The 16662-nt window shown below is 72.8% G+C and carries 15 protein-coding genes; 4 read left to right on the top strand and 11 right to left on the bottom strand.

Annotated elements, in window-relative coordinates; genetic code table 11:
* Positions 1-130: 130 nt before the first annotated feature.
* From ABEB00_RS07950 to ABEB00_RS07905, 10 genes are all read right to left on the bottom strand, one after another.
* On the bottom strand, positions 131-1342 hold the full coding sequence (locus tag ABEB00_RS07950) for a cytochrome P450 (RefSeq protein WP_345618316.1): 1212 nt from the start codon (positions 1340-1342) through the stop codon (positions 131-133).
* A gap of 758 nt (positions 1343-2100) precedes the next feature.
* Complete coding sequence (locus tag ABEB00_RS07945; protein ID WP_345618315.1) at positions 2101-2412, bottom strand: EF-hand domain-containing protein; 312 nt, start codon at positions 2410-2412, stop codon at positions 2101-2103.
* A 55-nt stretch (positions 2413-2467) separates the two neighbouring features.
* Entirely contained in the window at positions 2468-2965 is a 498-nt protein-coding gene (locus ABEB00_RS07940; protein WP_345618314.1) for a hemerythrin domain-containing protein, read from the bottom strand.
* A 397-nt stretch (positions 2966-3362) separates the two neighbouring features.
* Complete coding sequence (locus ABEB00_RS07935) at positions 3363-5132, bottom strand: subtype B tannase (protein ID WP_345618313.1); 1770 nt, start codon at positions 5130-5132, stop codon at positions 3363-3365.
* Positions 5133-5490: 358 nt separating this feature from the next.
* Entirely contained in the window at positions 5491-6414 is a 924-nt protein-coding gene (locus ABEB00_RS07930; protein WP_345618312.1) for a hypothetical protein, read from the bottom strand.
* A gap of 4 nt (positions 6415-6418) precedes the next feature.
* Positions 6419-7582 (bottom strand): C40 family peptidase, encoded by a 1164-nt coding sequence (locus tag ABEB00_RS07925; protein ID WP_345618311.1) that lies wholly within the window; start codon positions 7580-7582, stop codon positions 6419-6421.
* A 278-nt stretch (positions 7583-7860) separates the two neighbouring features.
* Complete coding sequence (locus ABEB00_RS07920) at positions 7861-8340, bottom strand: NUDIX hydrolase (RefSeq protein WP_345618310.1); 480 nt, start codon at positions 8338-8340, stop codon at positions 7861-7863.
* Between the two features lie 75 nt (positions 8341-8415).
* Complete coding sequence (gene lnt, locus ABEB00_RS07915) at positions 8416-10035, bottom strand: apolipoprotein N-acyltransferase (RefSeq protein WP_345618308.1); 1620 nt, start codon at positions 10033-10035, stop codon at positions 8416-8418.
* A gap of 102 nt (positions 10036-10137) precedes the next feature.
* The gene (locus ABEB00_RS07910) at positions 10138-10692 is read right to left on the bottom strand and encodes a hypothetical protein (RefSeq protein ID WP_345618307.1); all 555 of its coding nucleotides are present in this window, start codon (positions 10690-10692) and stop codon (positions 10138-10140) included.
* A gap of 91 nt (positions 10693-10783) precedes the next feature.
* On the bottom strand, positions 10784-11569 hold the full coding sequence (locus ABEB00_RS07905) for a glutamate racemase (RefSeq protein WP_345618305.1): 786 nt from the start codon (positions 11567-11569) through the stop codon (positions 10784-10786).
* Between the two features lie 57 nt (positions 11570-11626).
* Between ABEB00_RS07905 and ABEB00_RS07900 the strand changes: the two genes are divergently transcribed.
* On the top strand, positions 11627-12802 hold the full coding sequence (locus ABEB00_RS07900) for a glycosyltransferase (RefSeq protein WP_345618303.1): 1176 nt from the start codon (positions 11627-11629) through the stop codon (positions 12800-12802).
* A gap of 19 nt (positions 12803-12821) precedes the next feature.
* Here the strand turns inward: ABEB00_RS07900 and ABEB00_RS07895 are convergent, their stop codons facing one another.
* Positions 12822-14084, bottom strand: coding sequence for a TerD family protein (locus ABEB00_RS07895; protein ID WP_345618503.1), 1263 nt, complete (start codon positions 14082-14084; stop codon positions 12822-12824).
* 315 nt (positions 14085-14399) lie between these two features.
* Between ABEB00_RS07895 and ABEB00_RS07890 the strand changes: the two genes are divergently transcribed.
* The 3 genes from ABEB00_RS07890 to ABEB00_RS07880 all read left to right on the top strand — a co-directional run bounded on the left by ABEB00_RS07890 (position 14400) and on the right by ABEB00_RS07880 (position 16517).
* Positions 14400-14837, top strand: coding sequence for a DUF6643 family protein (locus ABEB00_RS07890; protein ID WP_345618301.1), 438 nt, complete (start codon positions 14400-14402; stop codon positions 14835-14837).
* 42 nt (positions 14838-14879) lie between these two features.
* Positions 14880-15707, top strand: a complete 828-nt coding sequence (locus ABEB00_RS07885; RefSeq protein WP_345618300.1) for an MOSC domain-containing protein — start codon at positions 14880-14882, stop codon at positions 15705-15707.
* 204 nt (positions 15708-15911) lie between these two features.
* Complete coding sequence (locus ABEB00_RS07880) at positions 15912-16517, top strand: Rv1733c family protein (protein WP_345618299.1); 606 nt, start codon at positions 15912-15914, stop codon at positions 16515-16517.
* Positions 16518-16662: the final 145 nt, after the last annotated feature.

Raw genomic sequence — 16662 nt, 5'->3', positions numbered from 1 at the left:
CATTGCGGGTGCGGGTGCGGGTGCGAGTGCGGGTGCGGGTGCGGGTGCTGGTGCTGATGCTGGTGCTGATGCTGGTGCTATGGCTTGTTGCGGTTCAGCCCTTGTCCGGCTGCTGCTTACCGCTTGCTGCCTACTGCTGCCTTACGACCTCGACCGGCAGGTGGCGTACGCCGACGATGACGGACGGGTTCTGGAACGTGACCTCGCCGTAAGAGGGGACGGCGAGGTCGGAGAAGCGGTCGAGCAGCATCCGTAGCGCGATCCGCGCCTCCAGCCTGGCCAGCGGAGCGCCGAAGCAGAAGTGGATGCCGTGCCCGAACGTCAGGTGCGGGTTGGGGTTGCGGGCCGGATCGAAGACCTCCGGTGCCGTGAAGCGGGCCGGATCGCGGTTGGCGGCGCCCAGGTGAGCCACCACCATGGAGCCGGCGTCGAGTTCCTGGCCGCCGACCACCACGGGGCGGGTGGTCCGCCGGCCGAGTTCGGCGAAGGGCGGCAGCCATCGGAGCACCTCTTCGACGGCCTCCGGCACCCGGCCCGGGTCGGCGCGCAGCGACCGCAAGGTCCCGGGGTGCCGGTCGAAGGTGACGACGGCGCTGCCGAGCAGGGCGGTGGTGGTGATGTGGCCGGCGACGAGCAGCAGGGCCACGAAGCCGACGATCTCCTGATCCTCCAGTCGGGCCCCGTCCACCTCGGCGGCCAGCAGCTTGCTGGTGAGGTCCTCACCGGGGTTCGCGCGACGTCGCCTGATGTGGTCCAGGACGTAACCGTTCATCTCCCGCACGGTCGGGGCGATGGCGTTCAGAGCGCGTTCCAGTTCGGCCATGTCGGGGGCGTCGCCGAGTACGTCACCGCCGAAAAGGGTGCTCGCCCACTCCTGGAACAGTTTGTGGTCGTCGGCCGGGATGCCGAGCAGTTCGGCGATGACAATGATCGGCAACGGATAGGCGAGTTCGTCCACCAGGTCGAACCGGTCACGGTCGGCGACCGCGTCCAGCAATCGCGCGCACACGGCTTCGATACGCGGCGCCAGTCCGTTGACCACGCGAGGGGTGAATGCCTGACTCACCAGGGTACGGAGCTTGCGGTGTTCCGGAGGATCCATTCCGACGAAATTGCCCTGCCGGAAGAGCTCGAAGTCCTCCTGGGTCGGCCCGGCCGAAGAGAAGTCGGAAGAGAACGTTCCGGGGTCCGCGAGAATGGCGGACACCGCTTCGTACTCCGTCACCTGCCAGGCGCTCTGCCGCTCGTCGTAGCGGATCGGCCCGGAGGCGTGCAACGAACGCCACCGTTCGGTCAGCGCGTCAAAAGGGAAGTGCTCCTGTGTCGATGAGTTGCCGGTCACTATTCTCCTAACGAGAGCAACGCGGGAACAGCGAAACCACCACGGGCGGGCCCGGCCGGGGAGGAACTGGGCAGCGTCGAATGGCACGCGGACAGCCGGTCGTGCGGCGATCCGGGTTCTGTGCGGCGAGGGCATTGCCGAACGCCTCAAGCCCTGACGGCCCCCCGGCCCTCACGGAAATCCGCCACCCGCACATCACCGAGTTTCGGCGAAACGCGTCAACAAGTCCGGCGCGCTCCACATCGGCTCCACTGCCGCCCGCGGAGCATGGGCGTCACTTGTCGTGTGCGCCGGGCCGGCATCTCTCTGACAGCGGATGAGAAACTGCGCATACCTTCGTCCCCCCGGTCGAACTCGGCGACAGTCTTCACGGCGGTTCACTCGATGGCAACCCCCGGAAGTTGAACGGGGGGCATACCGGCAAGGCGTCCCGCATTGCCTCCGCCCGGCCTCGGCCGGGCACCTCGACGACGACTCTGGCTGAATCACCGCCCTGCGGGTGCCCCGGGTACGGGTGGCCAAACAGTCACCTGTACAGAATCTGGGAATACCCCGCTACACAGAGGGCCCACAACTCCCCCCACCTGCACAAAGATTGACTTTAGTGATCACAAAAGTGCAGAAAGAGAAAAGCGGAATACCTGATTCGAAAGGCCGCCCGCCCCATTCGGACGCCCTATGCGGTCGGCCCGCGGACCTTCGCCACCCAGGGGCGCTCCGCGACACACATGATCGTCTGCGCCGAATTCGGCTGAATCTCACCTGGAGCATTTGGGGCGCACGCGCCCGAGGTGTGCGCGGTTGTGCGCCCCTGATGCGGGTGAGTGAGCGGTGCCGCGGGGGACTTTCCGTCCTGACCCGGAACGGGGCCCGGTGGCACCGGCCGGCGGACCGATCAGGCCGATGCGGGTGACGGCCGCGGTCATGGCGGGCAGCCGGTCGACCATGGCGAGGAGGTCGTCCATGCCGATCCGGCCGTCGTGGTCCGTGTCCACGGCCGTCGACAGATGCTGCCACCAGCCCATGATCACGCTCCGCGTCCGCGCCGCGGGTTCCGCCTCCGCGCGCACGCGCGGCAGTCGGCCCCAACGGGCGGCGAGCGCGCGGAAGGCTGAAGGCGCCGCGTCAGTCGCCGGCGGCGGCCACCAGCTCGCGCACGTTCTCCACGCTGCCGCAGTCGGCCTTCAGGTACTGGGCGCGTGCCTCGTGGAAGGCCTGGCCCAGCTCGGCCCGGCGGGCGTCGGCGATGTTCTCGCGGGCGTCGTTCAGGAGGGTCCGCTCCTCCTCGTCCGCGTGGTGGTTGACGGCGGTGACGAGTTCCTCCAGCTTCTCGTCCCACTCGTCGGACGCGGTGTCCTTCACCTCCAGCAGGGCGAGCAGGGCCTCGTTCGCTTCGTGGTGTTCATGGACGCCGTGGTCCACATCGTCGCCGTCCACGTTCTTGTAGCGGCGCAGAGCGGGGTAGACCTTGTCCTCCTCGGCGGAGGCATGGGCGATGAGCAGGCCCGCGAAGTCGGCCAGCGCGGCGGCCCGGTCGGCTTCCACGTTGCGCATGGTGCGGAAGAGGTCCTCCATCCGCCGGTGGTCCTTCAAGATGAGTTCGACGACGTCCGTGGACGGCACTGTGGCTCTCCTTCGAGGGGCGGTTGTCCGGTCTCGCGGTTACCCCGGATCCCGCTGCTGAGACCTGCCTGCCGGACCGCCGGACGCCGTGGCGACGCTCCGCCCGCAAAAATGTGTCGCACATATTGCTGACAATATTGCCGCCCGGTTACGTTCGCAGTCGACCACAACCGGTCCTCAGCCGGTTCTCAGCCGGTTCTCAGCCGGTTCTCAGCCGACAGCTCACCTCGGTGTCCACGGCGGCGGCTTCACGGGCGGTGCGGGCCAGGACACCGACCCGCGCCGGTTCGTCACGCAGGCCGGCGCGCAGAACGGTTCGGCCTCGTACACCCGTTGGCACCCCGGCGGGCCGCGACTTCGCCGAGGAGCACAACCTCGCGTTCTGGCTGGGGCTTTCCTAGCCGGCCGCGTCGACGACCGCGGCGATCCAGGCCATGGCCTCGGGTACGTCGTAGTTGCCGGCGTGCGGCTGGTTCCAGGCGAGCCGGTAGTCGACGTTCTTCACCTGCTTGTCCGCGGCGAGCGCCCGGTCGAGGTTGAGCGAGACGGTGAACGCGGTGTCCCGGTCGCGGGTGCCGTTGCGGACGTACCAGTTCGGCGCGGTGTCGGCGCCGGTGCCGATGAAGTCCATCGGGTTGATCAGGTGGACCTGGTCGTCGACGGTGGTGCTCCGCTCGGCGGTGTACCGGTCCCAGGTCAGGCCGGTGTCGTCGAGGCCGCTGCCGTCGCCGGCGACGTCGTTCCGGTTCCAGCCGTACTCGGTGTAGTTCAGGTACTTCTGGGTGGGCGGGCCGAAGAGGTTGGTCTCGGTGCCGCTGGTGGTGTTCCCGTTGACACCGACGGCGTCGAAGGCGGGGGTCGTCTTGAGGGTGGCCTGGGTGGCGACGAAGGCGAGGTACTTGGCCAGGTCGACGGAGAGCACCGTGTCGGTGGCGTTGTCCACGTCGATCCAGTCGTTGACGTACGACTTGGTGGTGCCCCCGGACGTGAACTCGAAGGTGCCGCCCAGCGGCGGGATCGCGTGGTCGGCAGCCGCCTTCAGATAGGTCTCCGCGGAGCGGACGACCTCCTTCTTGATGGTGTCGAGCAGGTTCGCGGCGGTGAGCCGGGAGCCGTCGGGGTTGCGCAGCCCGAGGCTCTTCTCGTAGGCCGGGAACCGGGCCGCGATCGCGGCGGCGTCCTCGGGCGAGGGGTTCGCGCCGGTGGTGTCACGGGTGGCGAGGACGTGGTACAGCCACTCGTAGGCCGCGTCGGCGTTGCCGAGGTCGGTGATCGGGCAGTACGCGTTGACGGCGAAGACGTCGTCGCGCAGCGTGCTGCGGCCCTTCCCGTCGACGCCGGCGGCGCCGATCGCGGCGAGGTAGGGGTCGTACTCGCGGCTGTTGCCGGCGGCGCCCAGGATCGACACCAGCGCGCCGCCGCCGCTGGTGCCGTTGATGACGATCCGCTCGGCGCTGCCGGGCATGGCTGCGTCGTTGAGGCGCAGGTAGCGGACGGCGGCCTTGGCGTCGACCACCGCGGCGGGGGCCTTGCCGGGGTAGGAGCCGTCGGCGCCGATCAGTCCGCGGCTGCGGTTGGCGATGTCGGTGAAGACGTAGCCGGCCTTGAGGGCGGCGCCGACGTTGCTGGTCGAGCTGTTGTAGGCGGCACCGTCGCGCACGCCGGCCCGGAGATGGCTGGCCATCCAGCCGCTGTTGTTCACCGCGAAGTAGACCGGTGCCCGCTGGTCACCGAAGGCGCTCTCGGGGACGAACACGTTCATGCTCTGGTAGCCGCAGGCGGTGTCGGGGATCGTGGTGGAGCCGCCGCCGGGGCCGCCGGGCTGCTGCGCCGCCGCGGCGACCGGGTTCGCGACGTAGCAGATCTCCTTGTACCAGCGTACGTTCATCGGCCGGCCGTCGACGGTGACGGTGATCGTCGTGTAGGCGGCGGAGTCGAAGGCCAGCGCGGAGTCCTGGGGGTCCGCGGCGTGACCGCGGGCCGGTGCGGGGGCCGGTACCCCGGACGCCGCCGCGACGGAGGACGGGACCACGACGGCCGTGAGGGCGAGGGAACCCGCGATCGCCACGCCTCTCAGGAGGTGCTTGCGGGCCACCGGGCGTCCTTCCCGGATGTCCGTCGGATAGGTGAGTGCGTCGCGTCCGCAGGACGCGGAGAGCCGCTGCATCGAGGTCTCCCCTCATTGGGCACGGAGTGGTGCGCTGCCGCCTCGGATCGAGGCGTGACGCACGCTACAAGATTGTTGACAATGTGCCCAGCGATCTGGCCGACGTTTTGGTCGACTGTCTCATTTCGGCTGACCTCGGCGGGCGACGCGGGGTCACTTCCTCGTCCACGGCCGCGCGGCGGACCGGCAAGGACCGGCGACCAGCGACCGGCGACCGGCGACCGGCGACCGGCGAGCAGACACGCCGCGCCGTCGGCTCGGGCGGCCCTGGACCGGCGTGAGACGCCCCGGCGACGGACGGAGACCCGGAGCCGACCGCCGGCCGCTCCGGACCGCCCCCCGGCCCGGGGACACTCCCTTACTGGGACGACGGTTCGGCGGACCGGCCGGCCCGCCGGGTGAAACGCCGCAGCCCTCGTCGTGCGGGCTTGAGCGGCTTGTCCTCGGGGGCGAGCGACCCTGGGCCGCCGGTCACGGCCGCCGCCGGGACGGGGGACGGATCGGGCAGCGGCCGGCTGCCCCGTTCGAGCCGGGTCCGGACGGCCTGGGCCATGGCCTGGTGGGCCGGCTGTACCAGCAGGTCCGCCGCGGCCAGCCGCTCCCACATGTGCAGGAGTTCCTGTCCCCGGATGGCCACCTGGCCTTCGTCCATCAGCCGCTGCCACGCCGCCGTGGCGCGGGCCACCTCGGGCACCGCCCGCTTCAGATCGACGCGGCAGCGGATGCGCGCGACGGTCAGCGTGAGGACGGTGGAGAGCATGTAGTCGCCGCGCAGATACGCGAGGTACGCCTCGATCGCCCGTGCCTCCAGCGAGAGTTCGTCCTCCGCTCCCCTGCGCAGCGTGAGGTGCTCCCGCAGCGCGCTGGCGAGAACGAACGCGGCGTGCAGTTCCTCGCGCTGCGCGTGCTGGATGATGCGTTCGACGCGGGCGAGCGGAGGGAACGCCTCCTCCTCGGCGGTGGTCCGCTCGGGGCCGGGCGGCAGGTCCTCCTCCTCCGCGATGGTCCGGCTCGACCCGTCGGGGTAGACCCGCAGCCGGGCCACCTGCTGCGCCATGCGGTCGATGACGGTGGCCGCCACCGGGGCGCGCAGGGTGCGCGCGAACATGGCGACGGCGTCCAGGATCGCCTCGTTGGGCGGCCGCCTGCCGCCCATCTCCAGCAGATGGCCGTTGACCACCGTCGACCCGTCCTCGGCCACGTAGGCGTCGAGGCGGATCAGCGGCGGCGCGCTGAGCGCGGGCAGGTTCTGCTCACCGCGGGGTACCAGCGAGTGGGTCATGCGCTCAGACTCCGGGTCGTACGACACCGAGGACGGGCATGGAGGCGGCCGGCGCGGTCGTGACCGTGCGTCCGGGCCGAGGGGCGTGGACCATCTGCCCGCCGCCGATGTACATGCCCACATGCGTGGCGTCACTGAAGTAGATGATCAGGTCCCCCGGCTTCGCGGCCGCCATGCCGACCCGGGTCAGCCCCTGCCACTGCGCCTGCGAGGTGCGGGGTATGGGGTGTCCGGCGGCCGCCCACGCCGTGGAGGTGAGTCCGGAGCAGTCGTACGAGGAGGGGCCGACGGCGCCCCACACGTACGGCTTTCCGATCTGTGCCATCGCGAAGTCGACGGCCCTCGCGGCCGCTCCGGTCGGCTGCGTGCCGCCGCCGCCCGAGCCGGTGGTGCCCGAGCCGGTCCCGCCCGAGCCGCTGCCGGTCGAGGTGCCGCCGCCCGAGCCGCTGCCGGTCGAGGTGCCGCCGCCACCGCCGCCGCCACCCGAATCGGAGCTGACCCACTGGGACCGGGCCTGCTCCGCCTCCTTCTTCTCCAACTGGGCGAGCCTGCGGGTCTGCTCCTTCTCCAGGCCCGCCTCGATCTGCTCGGCCTGGGCGATCTTGCCCTCGATCTTCTCCTTCGCCCCGGCCTTGTCCGCGCGGCTGCTCTCCAGCTCGCGCAGTTCCTTCGCGGCGGCGTCGGTCCGCCGGCTCAGCTCCGCGCGGGCGGCCTGCTGGATCTCGGAGACGTTGACCAGGTTCCGCACGACCTGGCGGGCCTGGGACGCCTCGTCCAGTGCCTGGTCGGGGTGGTCGCCGAGCAGCAACTGGATGCCCGTGGCGGCGAGATCGCCCCCGCGGTACTGCGTCCGGGCGGCCGCCCCCGCGAGGTCGCGCAGTTCGTCCACCCGGTCCTCGGAACGCGCGAGGTCCTTGCGGAACGACGTCAGCCGCTTCTCCTGCCCGGTCGCCTTCTCGTTGGCGGCGTTGTACGCCTCGGTGGCCACCTCCGCCTCGCGGTAGAGGCCGTCCAGCTCGGCCCGGATGGCCTCGATCGACTTCTCGTCACTCGGGGCGGGGTCGCTCGGAGCCGCGTAACTCGGCCCGGCCAGCAGGGTGATCGCGCAGGCAAGGGCCACCGCGGCAGCTCGGCTCCGCAGCTCTCCGCCGCCCGTCGACACGTTCATGATCTCCACTTTCGCAGGCCGCGTGCGGGCGGCTCAGACAGACGACTTGCCTTCGCAGTCCTCATCGGCGGGTCACACGGCTCGATGTTCGATCCTCGAACAGATTACCTCTACTGGAACAGTCGCCTCCTGCGGCCCCGGGCGTGTCAACTCGCCGCGTCACCCGGGCGCCATCGCCGTCACCGAGCTGAGCGTCTCCCCAACTACGTGTCGGCAAGCGCCCATACGGCCCCCGCGCCAGGTGCCGGGGCGTCAGACCTGATCCCGCGGCCCGCCGTTCAGCCGGAGGTGGCGGGGTCGAACCACGTGGGTGCGTCGGCCAGTGCCTGCTTGATCCGGGACCGGCCGAACTCACCCAGCTCCGGCAGGCCGTCCACCGCGAACCACCCCACGTCGAGCGACTCGTCGTCGTTGACCCGGGCCTCGCCGCCGACGGCACGGCAGCGGAAGGTGATGTCCATGTACTGACAGACGTCGCCGTTCTCGTACGTCACCGGGCTGAGCGCCTGGACGAGGACGCACCGCTCGACGACGCACCGCACGGCGGTCTCCTCCGCCACCTCGCGCACGGCGCACGCGGCGGGCTGCTCCCCCGGCTCCGGGATGCCGCCGATCAGGGACCAGCGGCCGGTGTCGGAACGCCGGTTCAGCAGCACTCGGCCGTCGTCGTCGAAGACGAGGGCGGTGACCCCGGGGAGCCACAGGAGCTGGTGTCCGGCGGAGGCGCGGAGGGTGCGGATGAAGTCGGGAGTAGCCATGTGCTTGACCCTAAGGGGACGGCGGCGCCGCTCCCGGCGCGTCGGCGGGGCGTGCGGCGGGCGTACGGCTACATGTCACCGGCGCGCCGCACCGCGCACGCCGGCGGCGATCGCCCAGCCCAGCCCGCCCGCGGCGAGAAGGACCAGCAGGATCTCCGGCAGCACGCCGAGCCGGGTGGCGGGGGTCTCGGAGGAGCGCAGGGGCACCTCCTGCACCAGGGAGTCGGCGACGAACATGCCGGTCCGCTGGGTGATCCGGCCGTCCGGCATGATGATCGCGCTGACTCCGCTGGTCACCGGCACCGTGACGGTGCGGCTGTGCTCGACCGCGCGGACCCGGGACATGGCGAGCTGCTGGTAGGTCATCTCGCTGCGGTCGAAGGTGGCGTTGTTGCTCGGGACGGAGATGAGCTGGGCGCCGTCGGTGACCTCGGAGCGCACGGCCCAGTCGAAGGCGGCCTCGTAGCAGGTGACGAGCCCGACCTCGGTGCCGGCCATGGTGAACACGCCCGGCTCGCTGCCCCGGCTGAAGTCCTGGTGGACCATCGACGTCCACTCGCCGTTGATCGCGCCGATGAGGGAGCGCAGCGGCAGGTACTCGCCGAAGGGCTGGATCTGCCGCTTGTCGTAGGTGTCGACGGGGCCCTTGTCGGGGTCCCAGAGGATCTGCTCGTTGTACAGCCTGCCGTCGCGCTCGACGACGCCGCCGACCGAGAGGGGGGCCTTGACCGCCCGGGCCGCCGCGTCGATCACCGCGCGTGCGTCCGGATTGGTGAAGGGGTCGATGTCGGAGGAGTTCTCCGGCCACAGCACGAAGTCGGGCCGGGCCACCTTGCCCGCGTCGATCTCGGCGGCCAGGCGCCGTGTCTCCCGGGCGTGGTGATCGAGCACCGCGCGGCGCTGGGCGTTGAAGTCGAGCCCCGCGCGGGGCACGTTCCCCTGGACGACGGCGACGGTGGCGGTGCCGTCCTCGGCCTCGTCGCTCACCAGCGGACGGGCCGCCAGGGCACCGGCGACGGGGACGGCCACGCTGAGCAGCGCCGCCGCGGCGGCGCCCCGCCGTACGGTCCGGGTGGGCAGGCCGGTGCGGGCCGGCCGCACGACCTCGTACAGGCCGAAGTACAGGCCGAAGCCGCACAGGACGACCGCGAAGCCGAGCACCGGGGTGCCGCCGACCGCCGCGAGCGGGAGGAAGACGCCGTCCGCCTGGCCGAACGCGATCTTCCCCCAGGGGAAGCCCTCGAACGGCACGCGCGCGCGTGCGGCCTCGCCGGCCGTCCAGATTGCCGCCGCCCACACCGGCCAGGCCGGCAGCCTGGACACGGCGGCCACCCCCGCGCCGGCCAGGGCGACGAAGACGGCCTCGACCGCGGCCAGCGCCAGCCAGGGACCCGGCCCCACCTCGACGCCGGTCCACACCAGCAGGGGGAGCAGGAAGCCCAGGCCGAAGAGGTATCCGAGGCCGAGGCCCGCCTTCCAGCTCCGTCCACGCAGTACCGCGCCGAACCCGGCGAAGGCCGGCAGGGCCAGCCACCACAGGGTGCGGGGCGGGAAGCTGACGTAGAGCAGCAGGCCGCAGAGGGCGGCCGCGGTGGCGGGGAGGAGCCGGCGTCCCCAGCGCGCGGCGCGCGACGCGGGGGCGGCCGGGGGGTCGGTGCGGCCCGGGCCGCCGACGGGTGGTGCGGTGACGGTCACCTCCGGAGTGTACGGCGGCTGACCTGGGCGTCGTCAGCCCGGTCACCGGCGGCCTCGGGGGACGCGGCGCTCAGTACGCCGTATCCCTCTCGGGCACGGCGCTCAGTACGCCGTACCGGGTGCCTTCGGCCGCAGCCGGTCCTTGATCACCTGTACGGCGGCCTCCGCGTCGTCCACGGTGATGGTGAAGGTGTGGCCGTCCCACAGCCTGAGGACCAGGCCCTCCCCGCGCCGGACCACGACGGCGGTGCCCTTCTCGGGGAGCCAGCGGTAGCCCCAGCCGCCCCAGTGCCGCGGGGTGACGTGCGGGGCGAACTCGGCGCCGACGACGTGCGACAGCGGGATGCGCCGGCGGGGCACGCCGATGTGCCCGCAGCGCACTTCCAGGCACTCCTCGTCCACTCTCAGGGCGACGTGCACGAAGGCCAGCGTGCCGAAGAGGACGAGCAGGCCGGCCGCGATGCAGCCGACGACCGACATGATCAGGGGGGCGACGCCGGACTCCCAGCCCGAGTCGACGGCCAGCGAGATGCCGAGCGCCAGGCAGGCGGCGCCGACGAGTGCCAGCAGCCACTGGACGCGGTTGGTCGCGCGGCCGGTCCAGACATCGGGCAGGGAGGTGTGGGAGGCGTGCTCGCCGTGGCGGGGGTCCCTCATGGCTAAGAGGTTACTCACGATTCGCTCCGCGGGTACCGGACCGCGGCGGGTCACTGGGCCGACGGGGCGTGCGCCCGGCGGTCCGGCCGGGTCAGCCGGCCGGGGTGACCGCCCGCAGCAGCCGGCCTTCCGCGTAGGCCAGGGCGGGCGCGGGCAGCGCGCCCTCGCGTCCGCTCAGCAGCACCGTGAGGGTGCCCTCGGCGGCGGCGCCCGGATCCGGTGCGCGGCCGATGCGGCGCAGTGCCTGCGCGGCGACCGCGTCGGCCGAGCCGTGCAGCACGAGCGGCGGGCGGCCGGGGCGCCGCACGGCGGTCCGGATGCGTTCGGCGACCAGCTCGTAGTGGGTACAGCCCAGGACCACGGTCGTCACCTCGGGCGGGGTGAGCGCGGCGGCGGCGGCGACGGCGGCGTCGATCGCGGACTCGTCCGCGTGTTCGACGGCTTCGGCGAGTCCGTGGCACGGCACCTCGGCGACCGCCACCCCGCCGGCGAAGTCCCGGATGAGGTCGCGCTGATAGGCACTGCCGGTGGTGGCGGGCGTCGCCCAGATCGCCAGGGGGCCGCCGCCGGACGCGGCGGGTTTGATCGCCGGGACGGTGCCGACGACGGGCAGAAGGGGTTCGTGCCGGGCGCGCAGGGCGGGCAGCGCGTGCACGGTCGCGGTGTTGCAGCCGACGATCAGGGCGTCGGGGCGGTGCGCGGCGGCGGCCTCGGCGACGGCGAGCGCCCGGCCGGTCAGGTCCTCGGGGGTCCGGGGGCCCCAGGGCATGCCGTCGGGGTCCAGGGAGAGGATGAGATCGGCGTCCGGTCGCAGGCGCCGTACCGCGGCGGTGGCCGCCAGCAGACCGATTCCGGAGTCCATGAGCGCGATCTTCACTCCGCCACGATAGACGATGAGCCGTGCGGGTCCCGCCGGGTGGGGCAGACTGCCGAGGTGATCGCCGTCGCGTGGACCGCCGTCGTCTCGCTGGCCGCCTGGCTGTGGCTGCTGCTCTGCCAGGGCTTCTTCTGGCGCACGGACGTCAGGCTGCCGCCCCGCCGGGAGCCCGGGACCTGGCCGTCCGTGTGCGTGGTCGTGCCGGCCCGGGACGAGGCGGCGGTCCTGCCGGACAGCCTGCCCGCGCTGCTGGCCCAGGACTACCCGGGCCGGGCGGAGGTCTTCCTGGTCGACGACGGCAGCACGGACGGCACCGGGGAGCTGGCGCGCGAACTGGCCCGGCGCCACGGCGGCCTGCCGCTCACCGTCGCCTCGCCCGGCGAACCGCCCGCGGGCTGGACCGGGAAGCTCTGGGCGGTGCGGCACGGCATCGCGCTGGCACGGGCGCGTGCTCCCGAGTACCTGCTGCTGACGGACGCCGACATCGCCCACGCCCCGGACAGCCTGCGGGAACTGGTGGCGGCGGCCGGCGCCGGGGGCTTCGACGCCGTCTCCCTGATGGCGCGGCTGCGGGTGGCGAGCGGCTGGGAGCGGCTCGTGGTGCCGGCCTTCGTCTACTTCTTCGCGCAGCTCTATCCGTTCCGGTGGATCGGGCGGCGGGGGACGCGGACGGCCGCGGCGGCGGGCGGCTGTGTACTGCTGCGCGCCGAGACCGCCGAGCGGGCCCGGATCCCGGACGCCGTCCGGCAGGCGGTGATCGACGACGTGGCGCTCGCCCGGGCCGTCAAGGGCGCCGGCGGGCGGATCTGGCTGGGGCTGGCCGACCGGGTGGACAGTGTGCGGCCGTATCCGCGCCTGGGCGACCTGTGGCGGATGGTGTCGCGCAGCGCGTACGCCCAGCTCCGGCACCGTCCCCCGGTGCTCCTCGGCACGGTCCTCGGGCTGCTGCTGGTGTACCTGGTCCCGCCCGTCGCGCTGGTCGCGGGCGTCCTCGGCGGGAGCGCGCCCGCCGCCGTCCCCGGCGGCCTGGCGTGGCTGGTGATGGCGGGGACGTACCTGCCGATGCTGCGCTACTACCGGCAGCCGTGGTGGCTCGCTCCGCTGCTGCCGTTCACCGCCCTCCTGTACCTGCTGATGACGGTCGACTCGGCCGTCCGGCACCACCGGGGGCGCGGTGCGGCCTGGAAGGGGCGCACCTACCCGCGTCCGGAGGCCGTGGCCGACGAGGGGTGAGCGGGGCGGGGCCGGCGGGTCACTTGCGGCCGGGCGTCCAGTTCATGCCCCAGCCGTAGACGTGGTCGACGGTCCGCTGGGGGCTGACGCCGCGTTCCGGTACCAGGTAGCGGGCCTCGCGCTGGATGACGAGGTCGTCGCCGGTGTGGGTGATCAGGGCGAGCGCGCACACCGTGGAGGGGACCGTGCACTCGTCCAGGGAGAAGTCGACCGGGGCGCCGTGCTGGGGGGTGAGGGTGACGGTGGCGTTCAGGTCGGCGAAGGAGCGCGCGCCCTGGTAGACGGTGACGAAGACGAGAATGCGCCGGAACGCCTGGGTGTGGTCGAGGTTGACGGTGAGGTTCTCGCCGCTCGACACGGCGCCGGTTCGGTCGTCTCCGTCGAGGTGGATGTAGGGGGGCCGGTGCAGGGCGCCGAAGGCGTTGCCGAGGGACTGGATCACGCCCTTGCTGCCGTCGGTGAGTTCGTACAGCGCGCACAGGTCGAGGTCGAGGTCGTTGTGCAGGGCGAGGGGGCGGCCGAGTTTGCGGGCCCAGCCCGAGAACTGCTTGCGCACCTCCCAGTTGAGGTTCACCCGCAGGGTGCCCGAGGTGCCGCCCTGCTTGGTCAGCGAGACGGACGGGGCCGACTTGGTCAGCGTCACCTTGGAGAGACTGACCGGCGGCGCGGCGGGCGGCGTGGCGGGCGGGGCGGCGGGCGGTGGCGGGGCGGCGGCGGGTCGGGCCGGTGCGGCGACCGGGGCGGGCGCGGGTGCGGACGGCTGTCGGGGTTCGTCCACCGAGATGCCGTAGTCCGTGGCCAGGCCCAGCAGTCCGCTGCCGTAGCCCTGGCCGACCGCGCGGAACTTCCAGGCGCCCTGGCGGCGGTAGAACTCGCCGAGCACGAAGGCCGTCTCGACGCTCGCGCCCGGGTTGTCGAAGCGGGCGGCCACCGTCCCCTGCGCGTCGCGCACCTCGATGTACAGGCCCGGGACCTGTCCGAACGCCCCGCCGTCGGCGGAGGCGGCGAGGATGACGGTCTCGATGGCGGGTTCGACGCGCGCGAGGTCGACGACCAGACTGTCGGTGAGCGCGCCGCCGCCGTCCCGCTTGCCCTCGTGCCGGACCGCGCCGGAGGCGTGCGCGGGCTGGTTGTAGAAGACGAAGTCGGCGTCGGAACGGACCTTGCCGCCCACCAGCAGCAGGGCCGAGGCGTCCACGTCGGGCACTCCGGGGCCGGTGCGCCAGCCCAGTTCGACGCGGAGCGCCGCCGTCGGCACCGCGGTGTTCGACCCCTTCGACATCGGCATGTCGGCCCCTCTCACCTGTCGGCGTGCCGGTCCGTGTCCCGGCGGTGCCCTCATTCTGCCGTGCGCGGCTCGATTTCCCCCCGTCCCCCGGGCCGGCCTCCCGCGGACGGCCCCAAGGCGGGCACCGGGAAGGGATGTTGACCGCCGGCAACGCGCCCGAAAGTTGCCCTTTATCAGAAGATTAGCTCCCAGTCATGCCCCTTATCGTCAAGTTCGCTCGCATTAGGGGCACGAGGTCACCGCGGGCGCACAAAACAACCTTCTTATCGGTCTCCCCAACCGGCACATCGTGGGCTTAACTTATGTGCCATGACCTCCCCCCGCTCCACGTATGGCGGCGGCTACTACTCCGCCTCCTTCCCGGACACCCCGATCTACGACTCGCTCGTGGCCGAGCGGGGCACCCCGCAGATCGCGCCGATCAGAGTTCCCGCCGCCTACGACGCGCCCGGCAGCCACCTCCCCGCCCTCCCGTCGGCCCTTCCCGCCCTCCCCGCGGCGCCGTCCCACTCGTACGGCTACCCGCAGCAGGCGCAGCAGCCCGCACCCCTGCAGCAGGCTCCCGCCGCGTACATCCCGCAGCAGGCCGCGCCGCGCGGCTACCCCGGCCCGCAGGCCCCGCAGCAGCCCCGTCCGGCGCCCGGCCCGGCCGGCTACGAGGCGATGCGTCCCGCCACACCGCGGCCCGCTCCGGCCCCCACGCCGTACCAGGACCCGTACCACAACCAGCAGTATCGGGGCTACTGATCCGACCTCCGGGCTGTCGGTGCCGCCTGGCACGATTGCTCCATGGGGAACACGCGGCTGCACTCGATACACGTCCATCCGGTCAAGGCGCTCCGGGGCCTGGCGCCCGGGGAGGCCGCGGTGGAGCCCTGGGGGCTGGCCGGGGACCGTCGCTGGATGCTGATCGACGACGGGGGAAAGGTCGTCACCCAGCGACAGCGGCCGCGTCTCGCGCTGGCCGCCGCCGAGCCCTTGCCCGGCGGCGGCGTCCGGCTGTCCGCGCCCGGCGCGCGGCCCCTGACGGTGGAGGTTCCGGGGCCGGGTGACACGGTCACGGCGGAGATCTTCCGCGACAAGGTCGCGGCGGTGCCGGCCCGCGACGAGGCCGCGCACGCGTGGTGCGCCGCCCATCTCGGCGCGGACGTACGCCTGGTGCACCTGGACGACCCGGCCACCCGCCGGCCCGTCGACCCGCGGTACGCGCTGGACGGCGAGACCGTCTCGTTCGCCGACGGCTTTCCCCTGCTGCTCACCACCACGGCCTCGCTCGACGCCCTCAACTCCCTGATCGCCGAGGGTGCGCACCCCGGTGAGGGTCCGCTGCCGATGAACCGCTTCCGGCCGAACGTGGTCGTCGACGGCGCCGAGGCGTGGGCCGAGGACGGCTGGACCCGGGTGACGATCGGCGAGGTCGCCTTCCGGGTCGCCAAGCCGTGCGGGCGGTGCGTGGTGACCACCACCGACCAGGGCAGCGCCGTCCGCGGCAGAGAGCCCCTGCACACCCTCGGACGCCACCGCCGGCACGGCGGCAAGCTGGTCTTCGGACAGAACCTGGTGCCGCTCTCCCGGGGCACGATCCGCGTCGGCGATCCGGTCACCGCCGTCGGATGACGTGATCCGGCCACGCTGCCCGGAGCGGGAACCCCGCCCCCGAGCACAGGCGTTGGCCGGGATGAGAATCGCGTGAGAGGTCCGGCGGCGGCCGGGCCGGGTGATCTCGCTCTCTCTTCGGCGGATCCGTTGGTGATCCGGCGGGTGCGGAGTTATCACGGAGCGCGAGGGCACGAGAAGGCACGGGGGGATGGGGGGCGGACGGTGCGCGCGATCAAGGGGCTCTGGCGCTGGCGGCACAACCCGCTGCGCCGTACGACCGACCTGGCCGAGTCCTGGCTGGCCCTGGGCACCCTGCTGCTGATCCTCCTCGTCGCGCCCGCGGCCGGTGTGCTCACCGGCACCGCGGTCCAGGACGCCCTTCAGCGTTCCGTACGGGACCAGCAGGCGGCCCGCCACCAGGTGGCCGCCACCGTCGTACGCCGGCTGGACCGCTCCGCGCCGGACATCGACCCGGAGACGGCCGCCGCGGGCGATCTGCGCACCCGCGTCCGGGCCGACTGGACCGCGCCGGACGGCACCGCGCGCCACGGCACCGTCCTCACGAGCCTCGACGACCCGGGGCCCGGCGCCCGGTTCCCGGTCTGGACCGACGAGCACGGCCGGATACTGGCCCGTCCGCTCGACGCCGCCACCGCCTCGACCCAGGCCGTCCTGGCCGCACTGGGCGCCGCGCTCGCCGGCGCCGGCCTCGCCGAGGGGGCCCGGCGGCTGGTCCTGTGGCGCATGGTCCGCCGCAGGTACGCCCGTTGGGACCAGGCATGGGACCGGGCGGGCCCGGACTGGGGCCGGACCGGCGCCGGTAGCTGACCGGGGGGCGCCTGCGGTCAACCCACATCCCGCCCGCACGCTACGGTGGACCGGCCGAACCCGTTCGGCACGACCCGCGCGTGAGATCCATAGGGACGCGCCGGAGTCGGGATCACGCGTACCGGGGCCCGCGGGCCGCCGGGCC

This window comes from Streptomyces ziwulingensis, assembly GCF_039542605.1.
In the GTDB taxonomy this organism is placed as follows: domain Bacteria; phylum Actinomycetota; class Actinomycetes; order Streptomycetales; family Streptomycetaceae; genus Streptomyces; species Streptomyces ziwulingensis.
The sequence above is the reverse complement of the archived record's forward strand: the minus strand, read 5'-3'. Positions and strand labels throughout refer to the sequence as shown.

Coding starts and splice junctions, on each gene's coding strand:
- ABEB00_RS07885 (WP_345618300.1), top strand. CDS start 14,880: ATGGGGAACACGCGGCTGCACTCGATACACGTCCATCCGGTCAAGGCG.
- ABEB00_RS07910 (WP_345618307.1), bottom strand. CDS start 10,692: ATGAGGGACCCCCGCCACGGCGAGCACGCCTCCCACACCTCCCTGCCC.
- ABEB00_RS07890 (WP_345618301.1), top strand. CDS start 14,400: ATGACCTCCCCCCGCTCCACGTATGGCGGCGGCTACTACTCCGCCTCC.
- ABEB00_RS07895 (WP_345618503.1), bottom strand. CDS start 14,084: ATGTCGAAGGGGTCGAACACCGCGGTGCCGACGGCGGCGCTCCGCGTC.
- ABEB00_RS07935 (WP_345618313.1), bottom strand. CDS start 5,132: ATGCAGCGGCTCTCCGCGTCCTGCGGACGCGACGCACTCACCTATCCG.
- ABEB00_RS07920 (WP_345618310.1), bottom strand. CDS start 8,340: ATGGCTACTCCCGACTTCATCCGCACCCTCCGCGCCTCCGCCGGACAC.
- ABEB00_RS07925 (WP_345618311.1), bottom strand. CDS start 7,582: ATGAACGTGTCGACGGGCGGCGGAGAGCTGCGGAGCCGAGCTGCCGCG.
- ABEB00_RS07930 (WP_345618312.1), bottom strand. CDS start 6,414: ATGACCCACTCGCTGGTACCCCGCGGTGAGCAGAACCTGCCCGCGCTC.